At 69.8% G+C, this 24,733-nt stretch carries 25 protein-coding genes and 2 tRNA genes; 17 read left to right on the top strand and 10 right to left on the bottom strand.

Annotation, left to right across the window (positions count from 1 at the left end):
- The first annotated feature begins 1 nt into the window (after nucleotide 1).
- The 4 genes from sigM to trxA all read left to right on the top strand — a co-directional run bounded on the left by sigM (nucleotide 2) and on the right by trxA (nucleotide 2,997).
- Nucleotides 2-703, top strand: coding sequence for an RNA polymerase sigma factor SigM (gene sigM, locus VFN12_RS15720; RefSeq protein ID WP_325119688.1), 702 nt, complete (start codon nucleotides 2-4; stop codon nucleotides 701-703).
- Between the two features lie 45 nt (nucleotides 704-748).
- On the top strand, nucleotides 749-1,450 hold the full coding sequence (locus VFN12_RS15715) for a hypothetical protein (RefSeq protein ID WP_325119687.1): 702 nt from the start codon (nucleotides 749-751) through the stop codon (nucleotides 1,448-1,450).
- 105 nt (nucleotides 1,451-1,555) lie between these two features.
- Nucleotides 1,556-2,587 (top strand): thioredoxin-disulfide reductase, encoded by a 1,032-nt coding sequence (gene trxB / locus VFN12_RS15710; RefSeq protein ID WP_414690054.1) that lies wholly within the window; start codon nucleotides 1,556-1,558, stop codon nucleotides 2,585-2,587.
- 83 nt (nucleotides 2,588-2,670) lie between these two features.
- Nucleotides 2,671-2,997, top strand: a complete 327-nt coding sequence (gene trxA, locus VFN12_RS15705) for a thioredoxin (RefSeq protein ID WP_325119685.1) — start codon at nucleotides 2,671-2,673, stop codon at nucleotides 2,995-2,997.
- A 3-nt stretch (nucleotides 2,998-3,000) separates the two neighbouring features.
- Here trxA and VFN12_RS15700 read toward each other — a convergent pair whose 3' ends face one another.
- Nucleotides 3,001-3,624: a GNAT family N-acetyltransferase gene (locus VFN12_RS15700; RefSeq protein WP_325119684.1), complete on the bottom strand. Its 624-nt coding sequence runs from the start codon at nucleotides 3,622-3,624 to the stop codon at nucleotides 3,001-3,003.
- A 50-nt stretch (nucleotides 3,625-3,674) separates the two neighbouring features.
- On the opposite strand from VFN12_RS15700, the gene VFN12_RS15695 reads away from it, so the two are divergent.
- Together VFN12_RS15695 and VFN12_RS15690 are read left to right on the top strand one after the other, a co-directional pair.
- Complete coding sequence (locus VFN12_RS15695; protein ID WP_325119683.1) at nucleotides 3,675-4,898, top strand: pyridoxal phosphate-dependent aminotransferase; 1,224 nt, start codon at nucleotides 3,675-3,677, stop codon at nucleotides 4,896-4,898.
- A gap of 49 nt (nucleotides 4,899-4,947) precedes the next feature.
- Nucleotides 4,948-5,724 (top strand): lysophospholipid acyltransferase family protein, encoded by a 777-nt coding sequence (locus tag VFN12_RS15690; RefSeq protein WP_325119682.1) that lies wholly within the window; start codon nucleotides 4,948-4,950, stop codon nucleotides 5,722-5,724.
- An 82-nt stretch (nucleotides 5,725-5,806) separates the two neighbouring features.
- Here the strand turns inward: VFN12_RS15690 and VFN12_RS15685 are convergent, their stop codons facing one another.
- The 8 genes from VFN12_RS15685 to rpmH form a co-directional block, all read right to left on the bottom strand.
- Complete coding sequence (locus tag VFN12_RS15685; protein ID WP_325119681.1) at nucleotides 5,807-6,817, bottom strand: ParB/RepB/Spo0J family partition protein; 1,011 nt, start codon at nucleotides 6,815-6,817, stop codon at nucleotides 5,807-5,809.
- Nucleotides 6,814-7,770, bottom strand: coding sequence for a ParA family protein (locus VFN12_RS15680; protein ID WP_325119680.1), 957 nt, complete (start codon nucleotides 7,768-7,770; stop codon nucleotides 6,814-6,816). The genes VFN12_RS15685 and VFN12_RS15680 overlap by 4 nt, the downstream gene beginning before the upstream one ends.
- Nucleotides 7,771-8,015: 245 nt before the next feature.
- On the bottom strand, nucleotides 8,016-8,681 hold the full coding sequence (gene rsmG / locus VFN12_RS15675; RefSeq protein ID WP_325119679.1) for a 16S rRNA (guanine(527)-N(7))-methyltransferase RsmG: 666 nt from the start codon (nucleotides 8,679-8,681) through the stop codon (nucleotides 8,016-8,018).
- 59 nt (nucleotides 8,682-8,740) lie between these two features.
- Complete coding sequence (locus VFN12_RS15670; RefSeq protein WP_325119678.1) at nucleotides 8,741-9,313, bottom strand: protein jag; 573 nt, start codon at nucleotides 9,311-9,313, stop codon at nucleotides 8,741-8,743.
- Nucleotides 9,310-10,296: a membrane protein insertase YidC gene (gene yidC, locus VFN12_RS15665; RefSeq protein WP_325119677.1), complete on the bottom strand. Its 987-nt coding sequence runs from the start codon at nucleotides 10,294-10,296 to the stop codon at nucleotides 9,310-9,312. Before yidC ends, VFN12_RS15670 begins: the two co-directional genes overlap by 4 nt.
- Nucleotides 10,296-10,553: a membrane protein insertion efficiency factor YidD gene (yidD, locus tag VFN12_RS15660; protein ID WP_325119676.1), complete on the bottom strand. Its 258-nt coding sequence runs from the start codon at nucleotides 10,551-10,553 to the stop codon at nucleotides 10,296-10,298. The genes yidC and yidD overlap by 1 nt, the downstream gene beginning before the upstream one ends.
- Nucleotides 10,550-10,885 (bottom strand): ribonuclease P protein component, encoded by a 336-nt coding sequence (gene rnpA / locus VFN12_RS15655; RefSeq protein ID WP_325119675.1) that lies wholly within the window; start codon nucleotides 10,883-10,885, stop codon nucleotides 10,550-10,552. The genes yidD and rnpA overlap by 4 nt, the downstream gene beginning before the upstream one ends.
- Before the next feature lie 28 nt (nucleotides 10,886-10,913).
- Nucleotides 10,914-11,051, bottom strand: coding sequence for a 50S ribosomal protein L34 (rpmH, locus tag VFN12_RS15650; RefSeq protein ID WP_109507056.1), 138 nt, complete (start codon nucleotides 11,049-11,051; stop codon nucleotides 10,914-10,916).
- Between the two features lie 436 nt (nucleotides 11,052-11,487).
- Here rpmH and dnaA point away from each other — a divergent pair, with 436 nt between their 5' ends.
- The 11 genes from dnaA to VFN12_RS15595 all read left to right on the top strand — a co-directional run bounded on the left by dnaA (nucleotide 11,488) and on the right by VFN12_RS15595 (nucleotide 23,390).
- Nucleotides 11,488-12,993, top strand: coding sequence for a chromosomal replication initiator protein DnaA (gene dnaA / locus VFN12_RS15645; protein ID WP_325119674.1), 1,506 nt, complete (start codon nucleotides 11,488-11,490; stop codon nucleotides 12,991-12,993).
- Between the two features lie 362 nt (nucleotides 12,994-13,355).
- Entirely contained in the window at nucleotides 13,356-14,495 is a 1,140-nt protein-coding gene (gene dnaN, locus VFN12_RS15640; RefSeq protein WP_325119672.1) for a DNA polymerase III subunit beta, read from the top strand.
- A 24-nt stretch (nucleotides 14,496-14,519) separates the two neighbouring features.
- Nucleotides 14,520-15,494 carry a phosphogluconate dehydrogenase (NAD(+)-dependent, decarboxylating) gene (gene gnd, locus VFN12_RS15635; protein ID WP_325119670.1) on the top strand — a complete coding sequence of 325 codons (975 nt, stop codon included), beginning with the start codon at nucleotides 14,520-14,522 and terminating at the stop codon, nucleotides 15,492-15,494.
- 6 nt (nucleotides 15,495-15,500) lie between these two features.
- Nucleotides 15,501-16,676 carry a DNA replication/repair protein RecF gene (gene recF, locus VFN12_RS15630; protein WP_325119669.1) on the top strand — a complete coding sequence of 392 codons (1,176 nt, stop codon included), beginning with the start codon at nucleotides 15,501-15,503 and terminating at the stop codon, nucleotides 16,674-16,676.
- Nucleotides 16,669-17,220: a DUF721 domain-containing protein gene (locus VFN12_RS15625; protein WP_325119668.1), complete on the top strand. Its 552-nt coding sequence runs from the start codon at nucleotides 16,669-16,671 to the stop codon at nucleotides 17,218-17,220. Before recF ends, VFN12_RS15625 begins: the two co-directional genes overlap by 8 nt.
- Nucleotides 17,221-17,507: 287 nt before the next feature.
- On the top strand, nucleotides 17,508-19,628 hold the full coding sequence (gene gyrB, locus VFN12_RS15620; protein WP_414690053.1) for a DNA topoisomerase (ATP-hydrolyzing) subunit B: 2,121 nt from the start codon (nucleotides 17,508-17,510) through the stop codon (nucleotides 19,626-19,628).
- Nucleotides 19,629-19,769: 141 nt separating this feature from the next.
- Nucleotides 19,770-22,406, top strand: a complete 2,637-nt coding sequence (gene gyrA, locus VFN12_RS15615; RefSeq protein WP_325119693.1) for a DNA gyrase subunit A — start codon at nucleotides 19,770-19,772, stop codon at nucleotides 22,404-22,406.
- On the top strand, nucleotides 22,406-22,975 hold the full coding sequence (locus tag VFN12_RS15610; protein ID WP_325119664.1) for a DUF3566 domain-containing protein: 570 nt from the start codon (nucleotides 22,406-22,408) through the stop codon (nucleotides 22,973-22,975). Before gyrA ends, VFN12_RS15610 begins: the two co-directional genes overlap by 1 nt.
- Before the next feature lie 61 nt (nucleotides 22,976-23,036).
- Nucleotides 23,037-23,110: transfer RNA gene (locus tag VFN12_RS15605), tRNA-Ile, on the top strand.
- 36 nt (nucleotides 23,111-23,146) lie between these two features.
- The gene (locus VFN12_RS15600) at nucleotides 23,147-23,296 is read left to right on the top strand and encodes a DLW-39 family protein (protein ID WP_325119663.1); all 150 of its coding nucleotides are present in this window, start codon (nucleotides 23,147-23,149) and stop codon (nucleotides 23,294-23,296) included.
- Between the two features lie 21 nt (nucleotides 23,297-23,317).
- Nucleotides 23,318-23,390 (top strand) — tRNA-Ala (locus VFN12_RS15595).
- 73 nt (nucleotides 23,391-23,463) lie between these two features.
- Here VFN12_RS15595 and VFN12_RS15590 read toward each other — a convergent pair.
- Nucleotides 23,464-24,733, bottom strand: a 1,270-nt coding sequence (locus VFN12_RS15590) for a peroxidase family protein (protein ID WP_325119662.1), incomplete at its 5' end; no start/stop codon positions are given.

The following is a 24,733-nucleotide window of genomic DNA, read 5'->3' as shown; positions in this document are numbered from 1 at the left end:
CGTGAGCACCCCCACCGGCACCCCCACCAACAGCGCCGCGGGCGACGACCGGTCCGACGCCGAGCTGCTCTCGGCCCACGTCAACGGTGAGACCGAGGCGTTCGGGGTCCTCTTCGGCCGCCACCGCGACCGGCTGTGGGCAGTGGCGCTCCGCACGATGGGTAACCCGGACGACGCGGCGGACGGGCTCCAGGACGGGATGGTGGCGGCCTTCCGCCGGGCGGGCTCGTTCCGTGGTGACGCGGCCGTCACGACCTGGTTGCACCGGGTGGTCGTCAACGCGTGCCTCGACCGGATCCGGGCCGCGAAGGTCCGTCGGACCGAGGCGCTGCCCGACGACCTCGACGGCCGGGGTGACCGTGGGTCGCTGCCCACCAGTTCCCCGGCCGACCCCGCCGACCGGGCGGTCGAGGACGAGCGGCGCCGACTGGTGCTGGCCGCGCTCGCCACCCTCCCCGCCGACCAGCGGGCAGCCCTGGTGCTGGTCGACATGGAGGGCTACCCGGTCGCCGAGGTGGCGGAGATGCTCGACTGTGCGGTCGGGACGGTCAAGTCGCGCTGCTCCCGGGGCCGGGCCCGGCTGGCCGAGCTGCTCGGCGTACTCGCCCCCGGCGGTGAGACCGACCACCACCCGCCGGGGAACCCGGTCCCGCCGCCACCCGTCAGATCCACGCAGCCCCGTGGTCCTCCCGACCCCAGCTGAGCCCGCCGTCGTCCACACCACCGAGCCCGAGAGGAGGAGCCCACCGTGACCAGCAGCGACGACCCCCTGACCCCCGCTGAGGAGGAGGTGCGCCGCCTCCTCGCCGAGGCACGTCACACCGGACCGACACCCCCCGACGTTATCGCCCGGCTCGACCGGGTCCTCGACGATCTGGCCCAGGAGCCGGGGCGGACCGCGCCGGTCGTCGACCTCGCCCGACGCCGCCGCCGCGTGGCCTCCCTGCTGGTCGCCGCGGCCGCGGTGGTCGTGGTCGGGGTGGCGCTCAACCAGGTCGTCACGCCGCAACCCGCCTCCGAGAGCTCCCAGGCCGGCGCGTCGTCCGCGCCCAGGGACACGGGCGGGGAATCGGCCCAGAAGGAATCGGCCCAGAAGGAGTCGAACAGCGGGGTGGAGGGGACCGGGCCGAACCCCGTCACGGGCGACGCCCAGGAGAAGGCAGGTCTGTTCGAGGTGCGCCGCCAGAGCCTGTCAGCCGATCTCGCCGTCGCACGCCGGGAGGGACCCCTCGGATCGGCGGCCGACGTCGGTCCGGGCTCGGCGTACCGTGCGGCCGGGGCTGCCTGCGGTGCCGGCTCGTGGGGGCAGGGCCGCTTCGTCGCGGTGACGTACGGCGGAAGCCCGGCCGTCGTGGTCTTCCGCCGCCCGGTGGGCGACACCCAGGTCGCCGACCTCTTCCTCTGCGGCAGCCAGGAGCCCGTCCGGTCGGTGACCCTGCCTGCGCCGTGACCGGACGCGGGACGGTCGTGCGCCGGCGGGGAATGCCCCTCGCCTACGATCGGTTCCAGCCACGACCAGATCAACGACCGCCCGGGTACGACACCGACCAAGGGGATGCCACCGCACATGACCGACTCCGCCCCGCGCAACGTCATCATCATCGGCTCCGGCCCGGCCGGCTACACCGCCGCCGTGTACGCCGCCCGCGCGTCTCTCGCCCCGCTCATGTTCGAGGGCTCGGTGACCGCCGGCGGCGCCCTGATGAACACCACCGAGGTCGAGAACTTTCCGGGCTTCCGCGACGGCATCATGGGCCCCGCCCTCATGGACGAGATGCGCGCCCAGGCCGAGCGCTTCGGTGCCGAGCTCGTGCCCGACGACGTGGTCGAGGTCGACCTCACCGGCGACACCAAGATCGTCAAGACCGCCACCGACACCTACACCGCCCGCGCGGTGATCCTCGCCATGGGGTCGGGCTACCGCAAGCTCGGCCTCGACCGCGAGGAGGCGCTCTCGGGCCGCGGGGTGTCGTGGTGTGCCACGTGTGACGGCTTCTTCTTCCGCGACCAGCACATCGCGGTCGTCGGCGGTGGTGACTCCGCGGTGGAGGAGGCGACGTTCCTGACCCGGTTCGGTTCCAAGGTGTCCCTCATCCATCGCCGCGGAGAGCTGCGCGCCTCCAAGATCATGCAGGAGCGGGCCTTCGCCGACCCCAAGCTGGAGTTCGTCTGGAACGCCGAGGTCGAGTCGATCAACGGTGACGAGCAGCTCGAGTCGATCACCCTGCGCGACACCGAGACCGGGGAGACCCGGCCGCTGGACGTCACCGGGCTCTTCATCGCGATCGGCCACGACCCACGCTCGGAGCTGCTCACCGGCCAGGTGGACCTCGACGAGGACGGCTACGTGCTGGTGCGGCACCCGTCCACGCACACCAACCTGCCGGGCGTCTTCGCCTCCGGCGACCTGGTCGACCACCACTACCGGCAGGCCGTGACCGCTGCCGGCACTGGTTGTGCGGCCGCCCTCGACGCCGAGCGCTACATCGCCGCGCTCGACCACGAGGCATCCACCGCCGGCGACGCGCTGGCCACCGAGGCGGCCACCGAGGCGGTCACCGAGACCGTGCAGACTGCGGGTGCCTGAGCACTCATCGACACGCACCCTGCGCGGAACAACTGTCCCCGTGCTGTTGTTGACTGGTTCAGACATCGACGAAAGGTAGATCCGTGGCCGACATCTCCGCCGTGACCGACTCCGACTTCGAGACCCAGGTCCTCAAGTCCGACAAGCCCGTGCTGGTCGACTTCTGGGCCGAGTGGTGCGGTCCTTGCCGTCAGGTCGACCCGATCCTCAAGGAGATCGCCGCCGACCACGGCGACAAGATCACCTTCCTGAAGATGAACGTGGACGAGAACCCCGTCACCCCGTCGTCGTACCGCGTGACCGGCATCCCGACCATCAACGTCTACCAGGGCGGCGAGGTCGTGAAGTCCATCGTGGGTGCCAAGCCCAAGGCGGCGCTCCTCAACGAGCTCTCCGACTACATCGCCTGATCCTCAGCGACGGCTGGGCCCGGTCACCTTGGGGGCCGGGCGCACCGGCCGAACCGCGCCGACCAGGCGTTCGAGTGCAGCCTCCACCTCGCCGCGCCAGGTGACGGTGGTCCGCAGGTCCATGCGCATGCGCGGCGTGGTGCTGTGGGCACGCTGGGTCTTGAAGCCCACCCGGCTGAGGAAGTCGGCCGGCAGCACGCACGACCTCCGCCCGCGCGTGTCTCCGAAGGCCTCGACCGCCCGGAAGTCGCGCTCCACCAGGTCACGGGCCATCCCCTGGATCAGCATCCGGCCGAGTCCACCGCGCCGATGGCCCGGGTCGACGTACGCCGTCGTGAGCAGGACCGCGTCCGGGGAGACCGGAGCGGTCGGGAAACCGGCAGCGCCGGGCACGAACGCCTCGGGCGCGTAGACGACGTACCCGACCGGCTCCCCGTCGACCAGCGCCACCCGCCCGCACGAGCCCCACTCCCGCAGGACGTGCGAGGTCCAGACCACCTTCTCGGCCGCGGCGTCGGACACCAGGGCGCGCCGGACCGGATCGAGCTCCCAGAACAGGCAGGTGCGGCACGGCGCCTCGAGCGCGGCCAGCAGGTCCGGTGTGAGCCGGACGACCTTGCGTGACATCCGTCTTCCTCCCGGAGCCCATGCTAGACCCGGCTCGGGCTCTTGAGAGGATGTCGGCCGTGCGCCCGATCCGGCAGAGCAGGAAGCTCCATGACGTCCGCTACGACGTCCGGGGGCCGATCCTCGTGGAAGCCCAGAAGCTCGAGGCCGAGGGCCACCGCATCCTGAAGCTCAACATCGGCAACCCGGCGCCCTTCGGCTTCGACGCTCCCGAGGCGATCGTGGCCGACATGGTCCATCACCTGCCGGACGCCCAGGGGTACGCCGACTCCCAGGGCATCTACCCTGCCCGGACCGCCGTCGCGCACTACTACCAGGAGCACGGCCTGCGCGAGGTCAGCGTCGATGACGTCTTCATCGGCAACGGCGTGTCAGAGCTGATCTCCATGGTCCTGCAGGCGTTCATCGACGACGGCAACGAGATCCTGGTGCCCGCCCCCGACTACCCGCTCTGGACGGGTGCGGTCACGCTCTCGGGGGGGCGTCCGGTGCACTACCGGTGCGACGAGGAGAACGACTGGAACCCCGACCTCGCCGACATCGAGTCCCGGATCACGGAGAACACCCACGGCCTGGTCATCATCAACCCCAACAACCCGACCGGGGCCGTCTACAGCAGGGAGATCGTCGAGGGCCTGGTCGACATCGCCCGCCGCCACCATCTCGTCGTCTTCGCCGACGAGATCTACGAGAAGATCCTCTTCGACGGCGCGGTGCACCACCACGCGGCCACCGCGGCGGGCAACGACGTGCTCTGCCTGACCTTCAGCGGGCTCTCCAAGGCGTACCGGGTCTGCGGCTACCGGGCGGGCTGGGTGATGATCTCCGGGCCTCGGGAGATCGCCGAGGACTTCCTCGAGGGCCTCACCCTGATCGCCAACATGCGCATGTGCGCGAACGTGCCCGCCCAGCACGCGATCCAGACCGCCCTGGGGGGCTACCAGTCGGTGGAGGAGCTGATCGTCCCGGGCGGTCGCTACTACGAGCAGAGCATGCTGGCCCACCGACTGCTCAACGAGATCCCCGGCGTGTCCTCGGTCCGGCCCCAGGGCGCGCTCTACTGCTTCCCCCGCCTCGATCCCGAGGTCTACCCGATCGAGGACGACGAGCAGTTCGTGATCGACCTGCTGAGGGCGAAGAAGCTGCTCGTCACCCACGGGACCGGCTTCAACTGGCCGCTGCCCGACCACTTCCGGCTGGTCACGCTCCCCGACGTCACGATGCTCGAGGAGGCGATCGGCCGGATCGCCGACTTCCTCGCGACGATGCGCTGACGGCTACGCTGCGCATCAATCGAGCCGGCAGCCGACCGAGAGGGCCCCTGTGCGCGACCTGACCTACCCGCCCATCATCCTGGCCTGCAAGGCCGCGTTCCGGCTGCTCGGGCAGAACATCCAGATGACCGGGACCGACCACGTGCCCCGCACCGGTGGCGTGCTCCTCGCCGTCAACCACATCGGGTACGTCGACTTCGTCTACGGCGGCCTGGCCGCCAACCCGTCGGGTCGCAAGGTCCGCTTCATGTCCAAGCGCGAGCTGTTCGACCACCGGTACACCGGTCCGCTGATGCGCTCGCTGCACCACATCGAGGTGGACCGTGGCGCGGGGACCGCGTCGTACGACACGGCGGTGGAGTATCTGCGTGCGGGCGAGGCGGTGGGCATCTTCCCGGAAGCCACCATCTCGCGGGCCATGGAGCTCAAGGAGTTCAAGACAGGCGCGGTGCGCATCGCCGCCGCCGCGGGTGTGCCCCTGGTCCCGGTCGTTCTCTGGGGGACCCAGCGGATGATGACCAAGGACCATCCTCGTGACTTCTCCCGGGGCAAGACGATCCTGATCCGGGTCGGCCCGCCCCAGCACCCCGCGGGCGTCGATCCGGTCGCCGAGACCGCCGAGCTGCGGGCCGCCATGTCCCAGATGCTCGACGACGCCATCGCGGACTACCCGGCCGACGAGCAGCCGCCCGGCGCCTGGTGGGTGCCGGCGTCGCACGGGGGAGGCGCGCCCACCCCCGAGGAGGCGGCACGGCTCGACGCCGAGGAGAAGCGGCGCCGCGCCGCCAAGCGGGCAACCGGTGAGGGAACGGCGCTAGATCAGTAGATCTACAAGCCGTTTCATCGGTTTGTCACTTTGTCGACATGGTGACCTGCGGTGACCGGAGGCTCGTGAGTCACGAGGAACCTCAGATGGGGCGGTCGTCGCGGTTGCGCGGATCCATCACGTCGACGATCCGCTGCAGGTCGTCCATCGAGGCGAACTCGACGGTGATCTTGCCCTTGCTCCGGCCCAGGTCGACCTTGACCCGGGTCTCCAGGCGGTCCGAGAGCCGGTCGGCAAGCTCGGTCAGCCCCGGCGCCACCGGCTTGCGGCGAGCCTGGAGCGCAGGGGGCGCCGCACCCGTCTCCCCGACCGCGACCAGTTCCTCGAGACCCCGGACACTGATGCCCTCGGCCACCACGCGCTGCGCGAGCCTGTCCTGAAGCTCCTCGTCGCCGACGGCGAGAAGGGAACGGGCGTGGCCGGCCGAGAGGACGCCGGCCGCGAGGCGGCGCTGCACCGCAGGGCTCAGCCGCAGCAGCCGCAGGGTGTTGCTGATCTGTGGCCGCGAGCGACCGATCCGGGAGGCCAGCTCGTCGTGCGTGCAGTCGAAGTCCTCGAGCAGCTGCGCGTAGGCCGCCGCCTCCTCCAGCGGGTTGAGCTGCGAGCGGTGCAGGTTCTCCAGGAGGGCGTCGCGCAGCATGTCGTCGTCGCCGGTCTCCCGGACGATCGCCGGGATCGACTCCAGGCCGGCCTTCTCCGCCGCGCGCCAGCGTCGCTCTCCCATGACCAGCTCGTAGTCGCCGTCGCCGAGACGGCGCACCACGATCGGCTGGAGCAGGCCCACCTCGGAGATGGAGTGCACCAGCTCGGCCATGGCCTCCTCGTCGAAGACCTGGCGAGGCTGGACGCGGTTCGGTCGGATCCGTGAGGGCGGCAGCTCGGCGAAGTAGGCACCCCCGACCAGGTTCGGCGTGGGTGCGCCCGGCGCCGGGTCCGCCCCGGCGCTGCCCTCAGCGTGGGCGGCCGGGCTGCCGTCGGGCCGAACCTCCGCGCTCGGCGCGTCGGCCGCCTCCGGACCATCGGCCGGGGCAGTGGGGATGAGGGATCCGAGGCCGCGGCCGAGGCCGCGGCGGGGGGTCCTGGTGCTGGTCACGACGGGGCTCCCTTGGTGGCGATCTCGCGGGCGGCTTCCAGATAGCACAGCGCCCCGGTCGAGCCGGGGTCGTAGGTCATGACCGTCTGGCCGTACGACGGCGCCTCGGAGACCCGGACCGATCGGGGGACGGTGGTCTTGAGCACCTGGTCACCGAAGTGCTCGCGGACCTCCTCGGCCACACCGAAGGCCAGCCGCGTCCGGGCGTCGTACATCGTGACCATGATGGTGGAGACGTTCAGGCGTGGGTTGAGGTGCTGGCGGACCATCTCGACGGTCTCGAGCAGCTGTCCCAGGCCCTCGAGCGCGTAGTACTCCGCCTGGATCGGGATCATCATCTCCTCGCCGGCGACCAGCGCGTTCAGGGTCAGCAGGCCGAGCGAGGGCGGGCAGTCGATGAAGACGTAGTCGAACCTCTCGTCCCCCACCTCGGCCGCCGAGCCGACGAGGGGATGGCCCTTGATCGCCTTGGCCAGCCGGCTCTCACGCGCCACCACGCTCACCAGCTCGATCTCGGCACCGGCCAGGTCGATCGTCGCCGGCACCACCATCAGACCGTCCACGTCGGGGCAGGGCACACTCACCTCCGCGAGGGGCGCGCCCTCCACGACGGCGTCGTAGGTGGACGGCACGCCTCGCCTGTGGTCCACACCGAGGGCGGTGGAGGCGTTGCCCTGCGGGTCGAGGTCGATCACCAGCACTCGCTGGCCGAGCTGGGCCAATCCGGCCGCCACGTTCACCGTCGACGTGGTCTTGCCGACTCCGCCCTTCTGGTTCGCGACGACCACCACCCGGGTCGCCTCGGGGCGGTGCAGGGTCGGGCCGAGCTGTACCCCGTGCCGGGCACGGAGGATGTGCTCGGCCGCCCGGGCGAGGGGGGTGCTGTGGTCGCCGTACTGCTGGTCCTCGGTCTCGGTGGGACCGTCCGCCAAGTCTCCGGCGGTGCGCACCATGGGGCCTCTTTCCTGCGTTTCACGTGAAACAGGGCGGTTTTCGATCACTGGGTCGGGCTGTGGAGAAATCTCGTCGTCCTGTGGATATTCGCGCTCACCGGGCCACCCCAGACCGGTGGATAACTCCTCGGCGGGGTCGCCGGGCCACCCCAGGCTCCGAATCGTGGAGCCAGAGAACGGGTTTCCCACGTCTCCCCCATCCTGCACGGTCGGCCGGCTTTCCCGAGTGTCTGTCACCTGGCTGCTCACCCTCGAGGTCGTCGCGACGTGCTCTTCTTCGACGGCGGCTGCGCGCGGGCCAAACGTACCCTTGCGGGTTCTGCCCACACCACTCGGATCGCCGTCGTGGGCGAATCGGCCACACCGGCCCCCACGGTGAGCACCTCCGGGGGAGCGCAGCCGAGCTGGGCCAGCTCCTTCTCCACCGCCGCGACCTCGTCCGCGGCCGACGCTCCCTTCATCGCCACCATGGCGCCCGTCGGGGCGACGAGGGGCATCGACCACGACAGCAGCCGTCCGAGCGGAGCCACGGCCCGGGAGGTCACCAGATCGAACTCCCGGTCTCCGTGCAACGCCTCCGCCCGGGCGCGGATCACCTCGACCCCGGTCAGGTCGAGCTCGTCGACGACTTCCTGGAGGAACGTGGTCCGGCGCAGGAGGGGTTCCACGAGGGTCACGTGCACGTCGGGCCGCACGATGGCGAGCACGAGGCCCGGCAGTCCGGCCCCCGATCCCACGTCGCAGACCTCCGCGCCGTCGGGCACCAGCTCGCCCAGCACGGCGCAGTTCAGCAGGTGTCGCTCCCACAGGCGGGCTCCCTCGCGGGGGCCGATCAGGCCGCGTACCACCCCTTCGGTGGCGAGGAGATCGGCGTACCGCCCCGCAAGCCGAAGGCGATCAGGGGCGAACACCTCGGCTGCGGAGGGGGGCGGGGGCGAGGCCCCGGACGGTTTCACGTGAAACCTCCGGCTCAGGACGGAAGGATCACCACGTGGCGCCGCGGCTCGGCGCCCTCGGACTCCGAGGTCAGGCCGGCGGCCGCCACGGCGTCGTGGACGACCTTCCGCTCGAACGGGCTCATCGGGTCCAGGCTCCTGCGCTCGCCGGACTCCCGGACCTCTCCGATGGCCTTCGCCGCCAGCGTCACGAGCTCCTCCCGCTTGCGAGCGCGGAAGCCCGACACGTCGAGCATCAGCCGGGACCGCTCTCCGGTCTCGCGGTACACCGCGAGGCGCGTCAGCTCCTGGAGGGCGTCCAGCACCTCACCGTCGCGTCCGACCAGCTGGCTCAGGTCGGCTCCCACGATGGACACCGACGCACGGTCGCCCTCCACGTCCATGTCGAGGTCACCGTCGAGGTCGGCGATGTCGAGGAGCTCCTCGAGATAGTCGGCCGCGATCTCGCCTTCGGTCTCCAGGGCCTCGAGCCGGGCCGTCTCCCCGGCCGGCCGGCCGCCGGTCTCCTCGGCCGCCTGCTCCGTCGTCGTGTCCACGGACTCCTCGTCCGCGATCTGAGTCTGCGTGTCGCTGTCGTGCTCGCTCATCGCTTCTTCCCCTTCTTCTTGTTCGTGGGTCGGCCGCCGCCGGATCGGCGCTGCTGGCGCGACTGCTTCTTGGGTTGCTGGCGCGCCGGGCGCTCGTCTGCCGCGGTCTCCTCGACCGGTGTCGCCTCCTCGGCCGTCACCACCACGCCGTGCCGGGCAGCCTTGGCCTTGTCCCGCTCCTCCTTCGCCCGCGCGGCCGGCGTCCCGGGAGCGGGGTTGTTGCGGATCACGTAGAACTGCTGGCCCATGGTCCACAGGTTCGAGGTCGTCCAGTAGATGAGGACGCCGATCGGGAACGCGATACCGCCGACCGCGAACACCAGCGGCAGGACGTAGAGCAGCATCTTCTGCTGCTGGGCGTAGGGACCACTGAGGGCATCGGCGGGCATGTTCTTGCTCATCAGCTGACGCTGGGTGAGGAACGTCGTGGCCGTCATGGCGATCACGAGGAGGGCCGCCATGATCATGACCCCCACGTCGCCTCCGGCGCTCAGGAAGGTCGCGGACAGCGGCACCCCGAGCAGCTCGGCCTCGCCGAACTGACGGGCCTGCTCCAGGGTGAGCACACCCTTCGGCTGCTCCTTGGCCGCGTTGTTCAGGATGCTGAACAGCGCGAAGAAGATCGGCATCTGCAAGAGGATCGGCAGGCACGACGCGAACGGGTTCGTCCCGGTCTCGCGGTAGAGCTTCATCGTCTCCTGGGCGAGACGCTCCCGGTCGTGGCCGTACTTCTTCTGCAGCGCCTTCACCTTCGGCTGGATCAGCTGCATGTTCCGGCTGGACTTGATCTGCTTGACGAACAGGGGGATGAGCGCCGCCCGGATCACGAGCGTGAGCCCGATGATCGACAGCGCCCAGGCTGCACCGCTGGCCGGGTCCATGAACCTGCTGAACAGCTGGTGGAACAGGTCCAGCACGAACGAGATGGCGAAGTACAGCGGCGTCATGATGAAGCTGCCGAGCTCGCTGAAGAAGTCGATCATCAGGCTCCTTGGCCGGGGGTGAGGCTCGCCGCAGAGCGAGACGGGCGAGGTGGAACGGGGTCGTATCCGCCTGCTGCCCACGGGTGGCAGCGGGCAAGACGGCGTACGGCGAGCCAGCAGCCACGAGCACTGCCGTGCACGGTCACCGCCTCCAGGGCATACGCGGAGCACGAAGGGTGGTAGCGGCAGACCTGCCCGTAGATCGGGCTGATCACGGCGCGGTAGGCCCTCAGCAGGCCGATCAGCAGATACTTCATCGAATCACTCGAGTCAGGCAACGAGCCAGGTCGGAGCGGAGTTCCGCGTACGACGCCGCTCCCGAGGGCGGCAGCGCCCGCACGACGAGAACCGACCCGGTCGGGAGCTCCTCGAGTCGCGCCCGGACGAGCTCGCGCAACCGACGCTTGACGCGGTTGCGGGCGACGGCGTTGCCCACGGCGCGGCTCACGACGAACCCGAACCGGGGTGGGCCACCGGAGTCCGTACGGGCCAGATGCAGCACGAGGGTGCCGCTACCGGCTCGTCGACCCGTCCGGATCGCGAGCGAGAACTGCGCACTCCCGGTGAGCCGGTGGACCGCGCTCGACACGGACGCATGCCTGGCCGGGACGGCCGGCTCAGACCGACAGGCTCTTGCGGCCCTTGCGGCGACGCGAGGAGAGGATCGCGCGACCCGCACGGGTGCGCATGCGCAGGCGGAATCCGTGGACCTTGTGCCGGCGACGGTTGTTCGGCTGGTACGTACGCTTGCTCACGAGTATCTCTTTCGGTGGTCTTCAGGACGTTCACCGGGCGCGGATCAGCGGTGTGCCACATCGGCTGGCACCGCTCACCCACGACGAGGACGACCCTGTTCGTGGACATGCGGCACCGGTCGACACCTGGTGACCGAGCAACGGTACGCGCTGGGTTCTCGGCGGGTCAAACCACCGCGGGGCTCCCGCCCGCCAGCCTGTGGATGACGCCTTGCCGCCAGCCGTGGCCGCTTGTTACCTTCGCCCTCACCGAGCTTCCCTGGCACCGCCGGACCAGCTCGATCACCCACCGGGTGTGACGTACCCAACAGTTCGTCAAATCCGCCGCTGACCTGCGGAAACAGTGATTCTGGCTCCACTCGCGTGGCCTCTCGGGCATGATCCTCCACGAAATGGAGGACGGGTGCACAGCCTGTGGACAAAGCTGTGGACTCAAATGTGGGCACCATTTCGTGACCAGCGACGAACCACCCGAAAGCAGGGCTCCGTGGAGCAGAGTACGGCCGATCTCGGCGCCGCCTGGCGCAATGTCGTGGACGAGCTCCAGCCCAACCAGCGGGCGTGGCTGCGGGCCAGCGAACCGGTGACGCTGCACGAGAGCACCGCCATCATCGCCGTCCCCGACGAGTTCACCCGCGGCCAGCTCGAGGGCCGGTTGCGCGGCCAGCTCGAGGACGCCCTGACCCTGGCCTTCGCCCGGGAGATCCGGCTCGCGGTCACGGTCAATCCGTCGCTGCAGGCCCACGAGACGAGGGCGGAGTTCGACCAGGCGAAGCCCGACAGCGACGAAGCGACGAGTCGAGACGACGACAAGTCGACAAATCGGTTTGAAGCCTCGGAGCTTCCGGACCAGCCGGGACCTCAGTTCCCCGAGACACCGGCGGCCACCAGGCCGACCGCCCTCGAGACCCGGCTCAACCCCAAGTACACCTTCGAGACGTTCGTCATCGGCTCCTCCAACCGGTTCCCCCACGCGGCCGCGGTCGCCGTCGCCGAGGCGCCGGGCAAGGCCTACAACCCACTCCTCGTCTACGGCGACTCCGGCCTGGGCAAGACCCACCTGCTCCACGCGATCGGCCACTACGTCCGCAGCCTCTACAGCGGGGCCAAGGTGCGCTACGTGTCGAGCGAGGAGTTCACCAACGAGTTCATCAACGCGATCCGCGACGACCGGCAGGATCGGTTCAAGCGCCGGTACCGCGACGTCGACGTACTGCTGATCGACGACATCCAGTTCCTGGAGGGCAAGACCCAGACCCAGGAGGAGTTCTTCCACACGTTCAACACGCTCCACAACGCCAACAAGCAGATCGTGCTCACCTCGGACCGCCCGCCCAAGCGCCTCGAGCGGCTCGAGGACCGGCTCCGCAACCGGTTCGAGTGGGGACTCATCACCGACGTCCAGCCCCCCGACCTCGAGACCCGGATCGCGATCCTCCGCAAGAAGGCCGCGATGGACCGGATGACCGCTCCCCCCGACGTGCTGGAGTTCATCGCCTCCAAGATCCAGACCAACATCCGCGAGCTCGAGGGCGCCCTCATCCGCGTGACCGCCTTCGCCAACCTCAACCGCCAGGAGGTCGACATGACCCTGGCCGAGATCGTGCTCAAGGACCTGATCCCCGAGGGAGGCGAACCGGAGATCACCGCCGGCCTGATCATCGCCCAGACGGCCGCCTACTTCGGGTTGTCCATCGAGGAGCTCACCGGCCCGAGCCGGGGCCGTCACCTCGTGATGGCCCGGCAGATCGCGATGTACCTGTGCCGCGAGCTCACCTCGCTGTCGCTGCCCAAGATCGGCGCCCAGTTCGGGAACCGCGACCACACGACGGTGATGTACGCCGACCGGAAGATCAACCAGCTGCTCGCCGAGCGCCGGGCCGTCTTCAACCAGGTCAGCGAGCTCACCAACCGGATCAAGATGCAGGCCCGTCAGTCCTGATTCCCTGTGGACAGCATGTGGGCCGACCTCGACCAAGGCTGCACAGCCTGTGAACAAGCCGCGGGACGACAATTCCTGACATCTCGTCCTCCACACGACGTGCCGGGTTCGCCGGGCGGTCGTCCACACCGCCTGTGCATCCGGAATCGCCGCCTGACCTGCGCCGATCGTCTCTCTCCACAGAGTCCACCACTGCTACGACTCCCACGAACCGACACATGGGATGGATCTCCGGTGAACAACTACTCGACCCTCTTTCTGGGGACGACCGACCCGATCCGTGCCATCTCTCCCGCCGCAGCCACCTGCATGGCAGGATGCTCAATCCAGAAGCCGCTCGAAGTCGTAAGGACACCAACACCGTGAAGTTCCGCGTCGAACGCGACGTGCTCGCCGATGCCGTCGCCTGGGCCGCCCGCAGCCTCCCGGTCCGCCCGAGCGCTCCCGTCCTCTCCGGTCTGCTGATCGACGCCGGTGACGAGGGTCTGGTCCTGTCGACGTTCGACTACGAGACCTCCGCCCGGGCGACCCTGTCCGCCGAGGTGTCCGGCGAGGGCCGGGCCCTGGTCAGCGGACGCCTCCTGGCCGACATCTGCCGCAGCCTGCCCGCGAAGCCGGTCGAGATGGTGCTCGACGGCCCCCGCGTCTCGCTCACCTGCGGCTCGGCGCGGTTCACCCTCCAGACGATGCCGGTCGAGGACTACCCGACCCTGCCCGACATGCCCACCGCGACGGGCACGGTGCAGAGCGACGAGTTCGCGCACGCGGTCGCCCAGGCGGTCACCGCAGCCGGGCGCGACGACATGCTCCCCGTGCTGACCGGCGTCCGGATCGAGATCGACGGACCCACGATCTCGCTGCTGGCCACCGACCGGTTCCGGCTGTCCCACCGTGAGCTCGGCTGGGACCCGCGCACCCCCGACGAGTCGCTCGCGGCGCTGGTGCCGGCGCGCGTGCTCGGCGACACGGCCAAGTCCCTGACCGCGGGCAGCGAGGTCACCATCGCCCTGGCGGCGAGCGGCCGCGGTGAGGGGATCATCGGCTTCGAGGGAGCCGGCCCGGGCGGAGTGCGCCGTACGACCACCCGCCTGCTCGACGGTGAGTTCCCCAAGGTCCGCAGCCTGTTCCCCAACGAGCACCAGACCGTGGCGAAGATCGACAAGGCCACGCTGATCGAGTCGGTCAAGCGCGTCGCCCTGGTGGCCGAGCGCAACACCGCGGTGCAGCTGGCCTTCAGCGACGGCGTCCTCACCCTCGACGCCGGGTCGGGTGACGAGGCGCAGGCCTCGGAGTCGATCGAGGCCCAGATCGACGGCGACGACATCACCACCGGGTTCAACCCGCAGTTCCTGCTCGACGGGCTCACCGCCATCGACGAGGAGGTCGTCGAGCTCGCCTTCACCCAGGCGTCCAAGCCGGTGGTGATCTCGGGCTCGACCCCCGAAGGGCGCGACGACTCCGGGTTCCGCTACCTGCTGATGCCGCGACGGCTGCTGTCCTGACCCGGTGCGTGGTTGACTGACGGGATGGACATCGGGCTGGTCGGTCTCGGCAAGATGGGCGGCAACATGCGCACCCGGTTGCGCAACGGCGGGCACACCGTCGTCGGCTACGACCGCAACGCCGAGGTCTCCGACGTCGAGAGCCTGGAGGCCCTGGTCGCCAAGCTCCCCACGCCCCGCGTGGTGTGGGTGATGGTGCCGGCCGGCGACCCGACCCGGGAGACGATCCGGACCCTGGGCGAGCTGATGGACGAGGGAGATCTCGTCGTCGACGGCGGCAACTCCCGGTGGACCGACGACCAGATCCACGGCGACCACCTGGCCGGCAAGGGCATCGGCTTCGTGGACTGCGGCGTCTCCGGTGGGGTCTGGGGCCTCGAGAACGGCTACGCCCTGATGTACGGCGGAAGCGCCGACGACGTCGCCAAGGTGCAGCCTGCCTTCGATGCGCTCAAGCCCGAGGGTGAGTTCGGTGCCGTCCACGCCGGTTCGGTCGGCGCCGGCCACTTCTCGAAGATGGTCCACAACGGGATCGAGTACGCCGTCATGCAGGCCTACGCCGAGGGCTGGGAGCTGCTCGACAAGGTCGACCTCGTCGACAACGTGACCGAGGTGTTCCGCTCCTGGCGCGAAGGCACCGTCATCCGGTCCTGGCTCCTCGACCTGCTGGTGGCAGCACTCGACCAGGACCCGGGGCTGTCCGGGATCAGCGGCTATGCCGAGGACTCCGGCGAGGGCCGCTGGACCGTCGAGGCGGGCATCGACAACGCCGTCGCCACCCCCGCCATCACCGCCGCCCTCTACGCCCGGTTCGTCTCCCGCCAGGACGACTCCCCCGCCATGAAGGCGGTCGCGGCGATGCGCAACCAGTTCGGCGGCCACGCCATGCGCACCGGTGCCCCCAAGGGCGGCGACTCCCCGGGCGAGGGCGCACCGGATCAGTCCGGGTCGGCGCGGCAGGCGGGCTCCGGCAGCGGTCCGGAACCGGCCGAGAGCTAGCCCGCGGTGTACGTCGCGCGCCTCCAGCTGCACGACTTCCGCTCCTACGCCGAGGTCGACGTCGCGCTCGAGCCGGGGGCGAGCGCCTTCCTCGGACGCAACGGTCAGGGCAAGACCAACCTCGTCGAGGCCGTCGACTACCTCTCTCGACTGGCCTCCCACCGGGTCGCCACCGACGCGCCCCTGGTCAGGTCCGGAGCCGACCGGGCCCTGGTCCGGGCGGTCGTCGTACGCGAAGGTCGTGAGGCCACGCTCGAGGTCGAGCTCAACCCCGGCCGGTCCAACCGGGCCCGGGTGAACCGGTCTCCGCTCCCCCGCCCGCGGGACCTGCTGGGCCTGGTGCGGACGGTGGTGTTCTCCCCCGAGGACCTGACCCTGGTGAAGGGCGACCCGTCGGAGCGTCGGCGGTTCCTCGACGACCTGCTGGTGCTCCGCACCCCACGGCTCGCCGGGGTGCGTTCGGACTACGACCGGGTGCTGCGGCAGCGCAACTCGCTGCTGAGGACGGCGGCGAACGCGCGGCGCGGTTCCTCCGGCGAGACCTCGGCGCTCTCGACCCTGGAGGTGTGGAACGCCCACCTCGCGCGGACCGGCGCCGAGCTCCTCGCCGAGCGGCTGGCGCTGGTCGAGGAGCTGCGTCCGTACCTGGGCAAGGCCTACGAGACCGTGGCCCGCGGTGCCTCGCGCGACGACGCCGAGATCGAGTACCGGCCGTCCTTCGACCTGTCCCCCGAGGTGCGGGAGGCGGTCTCGCAGCAGCCGAGCCACCACGACCCGCTGGTCGACGCACTGCTCGAGGCGCTCGCCGAGCGGCGTGCTGACGAGCTCGACCGCGGCGTCTCGCTGGTCGGCCCGCACCGGGACGAGCTCCTGCTCAGCCTCGGGACGCCGGAGACCCGGCTCCCGGTCAAGGGCTATGCGTCCCACGGGGAGTCGTGGTCGTTCGCGCTGGCGCTGCGGCTCGCGTCCTACGACCTGCTCCGCGCCGACGGTGACGACCCGATCCTGATCCTGGACGACGTGTTCGCCGAGCTCGACAGTGACCGCCGGGCCCAGCTCGCCGACCTGGTCTCCGGTGCGGAGCAGGTCCTGGTGACGGCCGCCGTGGCCGCGGACGTCCCGGAGTCGCTGTCGGGAGTCCGTTACTCCGTCGGGGGCGGGGAGGTGAGCCGGGATGGCTGACGAGGAGTCCCCTCCGGCACCGGAGGAGCCGACGGAGAAGCCCGGCGACCATGCCGAGGACGGACTCGACCTGGCTCGCGCCCTGACCCGTGCCTCCGCGCGATCGACCCCGGTCCGCAAGCCGAGGAAGAAGGGCGGCGGCGCGCGCCCGGCGCCGGGCCGTTCGAGCGGTGCCCACCCTGACGAGCGCGACCCCCAGCCGCTCGACACCACGGTGGGCCGCATCGTCGCGGACCACGGCTGGGACCTGAACCTGCGGGTGCAGGGCGTCTTCGCCCGCTGGGCGGAGATCGTCGGACCCGAGATCGCCGCACACACCACCCCCGAGTCCTTCGCCGACGGCCGGCTCGTCGTGCGCACCGACTCCACGGCCTGGGCCACCCAGTTGAGGCTGCTCGCCCCGAGCGTCGTACGCCGGCTCAACGAGGACCTCGGTCACGGGACGGTGACCGTCATCGAGATCCTCGGTCCGCACGGGCCGTCCTGGAAGCGCGGATCCCGGTCGGTGCGCGACGGCCGGGGCCCCCGCGACACCTATGGATAACGGCTGCTGGTACTGAGGAGGGCCGTCCAGGCCCGTCTCGAAGTGAAATCTGCCGATCTGACGGCCGCGCGGCCGTACCCGTACCCATGCGCCACCCTGCGAGGGCGCCGCAGCCGCCTTCACGCGGCGCTCAGGGGCGATTCTCGTCCACAGATCCCCCCGATTCGGGGGTCAGGACGTGGAATGCGGGGCGCCAGGCGGTATCATGGACACCGGGTCGCCGGCTCATCCAGCCGCGACCTTCTGTATGTCAGCGCCATGCCGGATCCGGGTCCGTCCCGGGTCGGATGGCCCGTTGCGAAGAGGTGTGCGTGACCGACGAAGCCCCCGTCGAAACCAGCCAGCGATCCGGCACAGCACCACCCCTCGGAGTCGAGTACGACGCGTCCGCCATCCAGGTCCTCGAGGGCCTCGAGGCGGTGCGAAAGCGACCCGGCATGTACATCGGGTCCACCGGTGAGCGTGGCCTCCACCACCTGATCTGGGAGATCGTCGACAACGCGGTCGACGAGGCCCTCGCCGGCCACTGCGACCGGATCGTGCTGTCCCTGCTCGCCGACGGCGGGGTCAGGGTCGAGGACAACGGTCGAGGGATCCCCACCGACACCGCCCCCGGCCAGGAGCTGCCGGCAGTGACGATGGCGCTCACCATGCTGCACGCGGGTGGCAAGTTCGGCGGTGGCGGCTACAAGGTCTCCGGCGGCCTGCACGGCGTCGGCGTCTCGGTCGTCAACGCCCTGTCGAGCCGCCTGGTCGTCGAGGTCCGGAACCGGGGCCACCTGTGGCGCCAGAGCTTCCAGCTCGGCGTACCCGACGGCGACCTCGAGCAGGTTCGCCCGATGGAGCCGGGCGAGAGCACCGGGACCACCGTCACCTACTGGGCCTCCGACACGATCTTCGAGACCACGACCTACAACCTCGAGACCATCACCACCCGGATCCGCGAGTACGCCTTCCTCAACAAGGGCCTCGAGATCGTGATCCGTGACGAGCGGCCGGTGGCCGACGACCTCGCCGACGCCGTCGAGGACGACACCGTCGCCTCCGACCTCGACCAGGCCGGGTCGGACGCGATCCGGCGCGGTCAGGCGGGCGGGATCGAGCGGGTCTTCAAGTACGACCGCGGACTGGTCGACTACGTCGAGCACCTCAACCGCCGCAAGGACAAGGCGAACCCGACGGTGATCTCGTTCGAGGCGGAGACGCCCGAGAGCGCCGAGGAGCACATGAGCCTCGAGGTGGCCATGCAGTGGAACACCACCTTCACCGAGTCGGTCCACACCTTCGCCAACACCATCAACACCCACGAGGGCGGCACCCACGAAGAGGGTTTCCGCGCCTCGCTGACCGGCCTGGTCAACCACTGGGGCGAGGAGTGGGGCCTGGTCAAGAAGCGCGAGGACCGGGTCTCGGGTGACGACATCCGCGAGGGGCTGACCGCGATCGTGTCGGTCAAGCTCGGCGAGCCGCAGTTCGAGGGCCAGACCAAGACCAAGCTCGGCAACACCGAGGCCAAGGGCTTCGTGCAGCGGATCATGAACGACCAGCTCGGTGCGTGGTTCGAGCAGAACCCCGCCGAGGGCCGCGACATCGTGCGGAAGGCGCAGGCCGCGGCGTCCGCGCGGATCGCCGCGCGCAAGGCACGCGATCTCGCCCGCTCCCGCAAGGGGCTGCTCGGCGGCGGCGGCCTCCCCGGCAAGCTGTCGGACTGTCAGTCCACCAACCCCGCCGAGTGCGAGGTCTTCATCGTCGAGGGCGACTCCGCCGGCGGCTCGGCCCGTCAGGGACGCGACCCGCGGGTGCAGGCGATCCTCCCGATCCGCGGCAAGATCCTCAACGTCGAGAAGGCCCGCATCGACAAGGTGCTGGCCAACACCGAGGTCCAGGCGATCATCTCCGCGCTCGGAACCGGCATCCACGAGGAGTTCGACCTCGCCAAGCTGCGCTACCACAAGGTGGTGCTGATGGCCGACGCCGACGTCGACGGCCACCACATCAACACCCTGCTGCTGACCCTGCTGTTCCGGTTCATGCGGCCCCTGATCGAGCACGGCTACGTCTACATGGCCCAGCCGCCGCTCTACCGCATCCGGTGGAACAAGCCCCACGAGCACGAGTTCGTCTACTCCGACTCCGAGCGCGAGCTGCTCACCCGGGACGGCCTGGAGCAGGGAAAGAAGCTGCCCAAGGAGAACCCCGTCCAGCGCTACAAGGGCCTGGGCGAGATGAATGCCGAGGAGCTGTGGGAGACGACCATGAACCCCACCGGGCGGCTGATGCTGCAGGTGACCCTCGACGACGCGGCCCAGGCCGACGAGGTCTTCTCCACCCTGATGGGCGAGGACGTCGAGCAGCGGCGGTCGTTCATCCAGCGCAACGCCAAGGACGTTCGCTTTCTCGATATCTAGCTGTCTTGCCAGATCGCTAGACACGGATAGAACGCGACAGAGAGACGAAGAGACGTGACCGAGCAGACCGAGAACCTGACGAGCGGCGGCGACAGCTCTGGACCGGGAGGCCGGATCGAGCCGATCGAGCTGCAGACCTCCATGCAGCGCGCCTACATCGACTACGCCATGGCCGTGATCGTCGGCCGCGCGCTGCCCGACGTGCGCGACGGCCTCAAGCCGGTGCACCGGCGGGTGCTGTACGCGATGTTCGACGGTGGCTACCGCCCCGACCGCGGGTTCTCCAAGTGCTCGCGCGTCGTCGGTGACGTCATGGGTCAGTACCACCCGCACGGCGACACCGCGATCTACGACACCCTGGTCCGGCTCGCCCAGCCCTGGGTGATGCGGGCGCCGCTGATCCACGGCCAGGGAAACTTCGGCTCGCCGGGCAACGACGCCGCGGCCGCGATGCGCTACACCGAGTGCCGGATGGCGCCGCTCGCGCTCGAGATGGTCCGCGACATCGAGCAGGAGACCGTCGACTTCCAGCCCAACTACGACGGCCGCTCCCAGGAGCCGATCGTCCTGCCGTCGCGCTACCCCAACCTCCTGGTCAACGGGTCCGCCGGGATCGCGGTCGGCATGGCCACCAGCATCCCTCCGCACAACCTGCGCGAGGTCGCCGCGGGCGCCCAGTGGGCGCTGGAGCACCCCGACGCCTCCCGCGAGGAGCTCCAGGACGCCCTGGTCGAGCGGATCAAGGGCCCCGACTTCCCCAACGGCGCGCTGATCGTGGGCCACGACGGGATCGAGCAGGCCTACCGCACCGGGCGTGGCTCGGTCACCCAGCGGGCCGTGATCGAGATCGACGAGGACAGCAAGGGCCGGACCACGCTGTCCATCACCGAGCTGCCCTACATGGTCAACCCCGACAACCTGGCGCTGAAGATCGCCGAGCTGGCCGACTCCGGCAAGGTCCAGGGCATCTCCGACGTCCGCGACGACTCCTCGGGTCGCACCGGTCAGCGGCTGGTCGTCGTGCTCAAGCGCGACGCCGTCGCCCGGGTGGTGCTCAACAACCTGCTCAAGCACACCGAGCTGCAGACCAACTTCAGCGCCAACATGCTGGCGCTGGTCGACGGCGTGCCGCGCACGCTGACCATCGACCAGTTCATCAGCAACTGGGTGAGCCACCAGCTCGACGTGATCCAGAGGCGCACCCGGTTCCGGCTGCGTGCCGCCGAGGAGCGCGCCCACGTGCTGCGTGGTCTGGTCAAGGCCCTCGACCGGCTCGACGAGGTCATCGCGCTGATCCGGCGCTCACCCGAGGTCGACGACGCCCGGCAGGGCCTGATCGAGCTGCTGGACATCGACGAGATCCAGGCCAACGCGATCCTCGACATGCAGCTGCGCCGGCTGGCGGCGCTCGAGCGCCAGAAGATCGTCGACGACCTGGCCCGGATCGAGCGCGAGATCGCCGACCTGCAGGACATCCTGGCCCACGAGTCGCGCCAGCGGCAGATCATCGGCGAGGAGCTGGCGGAGATCGTCGGCAAGTACGGCGACGACCGGCGTACCCAGATCATCCCGGCCGACGGCGACCTCTCCATGGAGGACCTGATCCCCGACGAGGAGCTGGTCGTCTCGATCACGCGGGGCGGGTACGCCAAGCGCACCCTGCGCCACCAGTACCGCACCCAGAAGCGCGGCGGGAAGGGTGTGCGTGGCGCCACCCTCCGCGGGGACGACGTCGTCGAGCACTTCATCGCGACGTCCAACCACCACTGGCTGCTGTTCTTCACCACGGCCGGACGGGTCTACCGCACCAAGGCCTACAACCTGCCGGAGGCGTCGCGTGACGCCAAGGGGGGCCACGTGGCCGGGCTGCTCAGCTTCCAGCCCGACGAGAACATCGCACAGGTGCTGGCGATCCGCGACTACGACCAGGCGCCGTACCTCGTGCTGGCGACCCGCAACGGCCTGGTCAAGAAGACCCGGCTGGGTGACTACAACAGCCCCCGCCAGGCCGGCGTGATCGCGATCAACTTCCGTGAGGACGACGACGAGCTCATCGGCGCCGAGCTGGTCAACGCCGACGACAACATCCTGCTCGTCTCCCGCAAGGGCCAGGCGATCCGGTTCCGCGCCGACGACACCCAGCTGCGCCCGATGGGCAGGGCCACCTCCGGCGTCAACGGCATGAAGTTCCGCGAGGGGGACTCGCTGCTCTCGATGTCGGTGATCCGGGCCGAGCCGGTCGCCGCCGAGGAGGCCGCGGCGGCCAGGGCGACGGCTGCCGGCGACTCCACCGCCGCGGGCGACCTGCCCGACGTGAAGGAGCAGTACGTCTTCACGATCACCGACGGTGGCTTCGCCAAGCGTTCGAGGATCTCCGAGTACCGCCTGCAGTCGCGCGGGGGCATCGGGATCAAGGCCATGTCGCTGGCGAACGAGGAGCGTGGCGTGCTCGTCGGCGGTTTCATCGTGGAGGAGGGCGACGAGATCCTGTCGATCACCCAGGCCGGCCAGGTCGTGCGCAGCCCCATCAACGAGCACTTCCGGGCGACCGGACGATCCACGATGGGCGTGAGGTTCGTGACCCCCAAGGACGGCGACGCCGTCGCCGTGGTCGCGCGCTCGGTCGAGACGAAGGAGGCCGAGGTGCTGCCCGACGAGACGAGCGAGGCCGGCGCAGCCACGGACGCGGAATCGCCGGATGTGGCCGAGGATGCGACAATCGAGGGATCGGGAACCACTCCGACTGACCCCGAGACTCCGGAGGAGGGTGAAGCCTGATGGCCGAGCGCCCCGTTGAGCGCACTGCCACCCGCACCGGCACCCACGCCGGGCGTGGGGAGGACCAGACGGCGCGCCAGCCGCTGGCCGACCGGATCCAGGCCAAGCTCGCGAATGCCGCGGACGAGCACCGCGCCAATGCCCGTGCGGACACGCAGCCGCCGGTCCACAAGTCGCCGGCCGCCAGGAAGGGCCGTGGGCCACGCCGGGCCCGGCTCCGGCTGACCCGGATCGACCCCTGGTCGGTCATGAAGACCGCCTTCTTGCTGTCGATCGCCTTCGGGCTGGTCACCGTGGTCTCGGTTTTCATGGTCTGGTCGGTGCTCGGCGCCGCAGGTGTCTGGGACTCCATCAACCAGACCGTGCAGAACATCCTGGGCGGCGACAGTACCGGTGACTTCGACGTCACCAACTACGTCGGCGTCTCCCGGGTCATGGGCTTCACCATGCTGGTGGCGGTCATCGACGTCGTCCTGATCACCGCGATCGCGACCCTCGCCGCCTTCCTCTACAACATGGCAGCCGCGCTGCTGGGCGGCATCGAGGTCACCCTCACCGAAGACCGCTGAGGACCCCCCGCTCCGTTTTGTTGGCGTTGTCCACGGTGGGGTAGTGTTCCCCACCGGTCCGGGGCCTATAGCTCAGACGGTTAGAGCGCTTCCCTGATAAGGAAGAGGTCAGAGGTTCAAGTCCTCTTAGGCCCACCCCATCGCGCACCGCCCGCCAAGCGAGGAGTCACCATGAAGAAGGTCCTGCTGGTCCTGGTCGCCGCCGCCGGCGCAGTCCTCGCCCGCAAGAAGCTCGAGGAGAGCCGGGCGGAGCAGGAGCTGTGGGCCCAGGCGACCGACAACGTCGACTCCGCCAGCGGCCCGGGTCAGCCGAGGGCCTGACCGCCCGGGAGGCGCCACCACGGGGCCATGGCGCAATTGGTAGCGCACCTGCTTTGCAAGCAGGGGGTTAGGGGTTCGAGTCCCCTTGGCTCCACCGACATCGTCCCGGGCCGGAACGCCCGAACGGGACCGTCGTTGACGGTCCCGTTCGACTGCTTCTGACTCTGTCAGGGGGCTGGCTCCTCCTCGACGACGCCGGCGAAGGTGAGGAAGTCGCCCATGGTGAAGGCTCCCTCGTGGTCGACGGAGGGCGTGAACGGACGCCTGGCGTTGAGGTAGGAGTTGGGGTCGACGGCGAGCTGGTCGATGAAGACCTCGGCGATGATGCGGCCGCCGACGGCTCCCAGTCGGGCGCCGTTCTCCTTCAGCTCTGACTCGGCCAGCATGTAGAACCACAGGGGTGCCTCGCCGTGGAAGTCGGGGTAGGCGGTCTGGCTGAGGCCGAGCTTGTTGTTGGCGAGCACCGGGATGCCCATGGCGCGGGCGACGTCCTGGCCGCTGGGGATGCCGTAGCGCGAGCTGCGGACCAGGGTCAGCTGGGCGAGGATGTTGGTGCCGGTGCTCGGGAGGCCGGGGGCGCCCAGGGGGAGGTTGAACAGGGACTCGGAGATCTTGGTGTCGAGCTTGCGGGACAGGTTGCCCTCGAATGCCGGGGCGCCGTCGATCTCGAAGAACTCGGCCCAGTCGATGTGCGTCCTCTCGTTCAGGTTCTGGCCGCCGCGCAGGTCCTCTGCGCCCGGGGTCAGGTCGAAGACCTTGATCGGGGCGTCCTCGGAGAGGTCGTTGACCTCGTAGGAGTCGCGGACCTGGGAGTGTCCGTAGCGGAAGATCGCGGTGGAGAACTCGGTGGGTGTCATCGGTGCGTCGGCGTTGCCGGGCTGGTAGAAGCCGTTGGTCACCGGCTTGCCCAGGAACAGGTTCACCCGGTCCTGGCCGACCACGTGCGGGAGGTAGTCGTTGACGACGACCCACTGGTAGTGCCACTGGGTGAGCCGGCGGGCGGTGTTGAAGTTCGCGCCCTCGTCGATGAGCCGGTTGTGGAACTTCTGCACTGCGAGGTGCAGCTGGGCAATGATCAGGTTCTCGTCGTTGCGGGGCTCGATCAGCAACGCCCCGCCGTTCTCGTTGCGCACCAGGTCGGGCACCCCGTTGTCGTTCTCCTCCTGCACCAGGAAGTGCTTGTGGTCGGCCGCGTACAGCTGGTCGTCCACGTCCGGGCCCTGGCCGTAGACCGAGTCCAGGTCGAACGCGGCGGTGCGGAGGTTCTTCAGCGTGGTCGGGTCGAACGGCCCGGCGGGCAGCGGTTGCGGATTGCGGGTGAGGTCGTGGTCGATGAACTGCCCCAGGTAGGTGAACCCGGCCGGCACACCCTTGTTGTCGAGCTGGGTCAGGCCCTTGTCCCGCTGGGTCTGCACCAGCTTCGTGAGCGACTGGTCC

The sequence above is a fragment of the Nocardioides sp. genome, assembly GCF_035703625.1.
Classification (GTDB): Bacteria; Actinomycetota; Actinomycetes; order Propionibacteriales; family Nocardioidaceae; genus Nocardioides.
This window is presented reverse-complemented; position numbering and strand designations above follow the sequence as displayed.